The sequence below is a fragment of the Mesorhizobium sp. M7A.F.Ca.ET.027.03.2.1 genome (assembly GCF_003999175.1).
Taxonomy (GTDB): domain Bacteria; phylum Pseudomonadota; class Alphaproteobacteria; order Rhizobiales; family Rhizobiaceae; genus Mesorhizobium.
In genome coordinates this window covers 1-2,124 of record NZ_RZOM01001071.1, presented here as the reverse complement: position 1 = coordinate 2,124, position 2,124 = coordinate 1, and the positions used below count along the sequence as shown (strand labels likewise).

The following is a 2,124-nucleotide window of genomic DNA, read 5'->3' as shown; positions in this document are numbered from 1 at the left end:
CTCTACGTCTTCATCCGACTGGCGATCGTCTATTTCGGCACCCGCCAGTTGGGTGGCGCCGAAGGCATTTACATGTTTCCGCTGTTCTACGCGACGACCGGCTTCGCGTTTCTGCTGTTTGTCAGGCAGCCCGCACGGCTCGTGCTCTGGTTCATGATCCTCAGTCTCGTCTTCCTGGCGGCGGACACCTTCTATTCGGACATGTTTCAAGGCGTCCAACCGGCCCCGTGGCTTTTCAACAATCCCATCCACGCGTCGGTGGCGGCCGGTTTCATCTTCCTCTGCACGCTGCAATTCATGGCCTACTCGGCGCAGAGAACGGATCTCGGGAAAGCAACCAAGAACCTGCATTGGGCCCTGTCGACAGCCGTCCTGCTGCTTGCCCTCGTCAATATCATCGAGATGCGCTCAAAGGGAGTGTGGCTTGCGCTTGCGCTCGCTCTGCTCTTGTTGGCGGTCATGACCCTGGCGAGAGGCCATCGCCGCGAACTGTTGGTTTCGGGTGGCGTGCTGGTGATCGTGGCGGCCGGCATTGTCGCGGCACACAACATCTTCTCGTCCACCGCCGACGACACCATGACGTTCATCAAAACCTTGGTTCCGGATGTGTTCAGGCATGGGGTCCTCCCCGCATTCGACCGCGCCATCGCGAGCGACGCGGTTCCGCTTGCAGCCAAGGAGAGGCTGATGCTGTGGGCGGATGCGATCAACATCTGGAAGCGCCACCCGATCTTCGGAGCCAGTTCCAGCTGGCTGACCGAATGGCAGAACAGAACCTATCATCCCATGATCTTCAACGTCTTCCATAATGGTTATCTGGAGATTGCCGTGCGTTATGGGGTGGTCGGACTGGCGTTCTTTGCCTTTCTCTACACCTGGTCGGCCAGGCAGGTTCTGCTGGCCATGCGAGCCAAGCTTGTCGCTCCGGCCGCATGGTCCTGCTACATCTCCACACTGGCCTTCTTCGCCCTAACCATCCTTACCAATTCCAACAACCGGCTGGCCATGGGCGAGGCCTTCATGTGGTTTGCCGCGGCGTTCGGCTTCTATTGTTTTTATGTTCGCCAGCAGAAGAACCTTGTCGCGCCGCGAACCTATTTTTAGGGCCTGCCGGCGCAGCACATATCTGACCAGCCGATTGCGACCGATGCACCTTTGACGCCCCGCTCAATTTCCCGATAATCGGGAAAGTCGATGCCAAAATCCATGGCTTATCGCCGGCAACCCCTTCGTTACGATCGACACGGATCACAGACAGGGGTTGTCACGGACATGCTGACGGACAGGCAGGCACGCGAGGCGGTGGAGCAGTACCGCGAGGAAGGATACGCGGTCGTTCGACAATTCGTCGACGGCGACGAGATGATCCGGCTGAAGAAGGAAACCGATGCGGTCTATGCCGAAGGCCTCAAGCATCACGCCACCTTCCGGCACGGCAACCTGAATTTCCAGATCCTGCCTGAATCGGACTTTGGCCAACGCTATGTGCTGCAGGCTTACTGGTTTTCCTGGATCAATTCCTATTTCGAAGAATTCCGCCGCAATCCCGACTATCTGAAGCTGCTCGAGGGCCTGATCGGCCGTGACATAAGGCAGATCGCCCAACAGCTGCACTGGAAGCCGCCCGGCGCCAATGTCACGGGTTATCGCTTCCACCAGGATCTGCGCTTCCGTAACCAGGCCGCCTTCGACAATGTCGCCGACGCCACCGTGACAACAGGCCTCGCGGTCGATCGGGCGACGCTGGACAATGGCTGCCTTCAGGTCGTGCCCGGCAGCCACAAGCTCGGCTATCTCGGCCTGTCGGACGAGGGAGCCGGCGAGCTGATGAAGGGCCTGACCGCCGAAGAAGAGTTGCGCAAGGTCGGCATCGACCCGGCGACCATCGTTCCGCTGGTGCTGGAGCCGGGCGACCTTGCTTTATGGGGGCTGCTTACCGTGCACGGCTCCTCGCCCAACAAATCGCGGCACGACCGGGCCTTTACGTTGTCCAGCTATGTGCGGGCCGATACGACGCAACGTGGCGAATGGGCGTTCAGGGACGGTGTTTCGGTGCCGCTCGGCAAGACGCCGGCACTGTGCAAATACGAAAAGCTCTTCGAGGAGCCGGGACCGATGTACGAC

2 protein-coding genes are annotated in these 2,124 nt (G+C 59.7%); both read left to right on the top strand.

Going from position 1 to position 2,124, the window contains the following annotated elements:
* Positions 1-1,104, top strand: a 1,104-nt coding sequence (locus EN750_RS31265; protein ID WP_145968091.1) for an O-antigen ligase family protein, incomplete at its 5' end; no start/stop codon positions are given.
* 168 nt (positions 1,105-1,272) lie between these two features.
* The coding region (locus EN750_RS31260) for a phytanoyl-CoA dioxygenase family protein (protein WP_245482865.1) at positions 1,273-2,124 on the top strand (852 nt) is incomplete at its 3' end.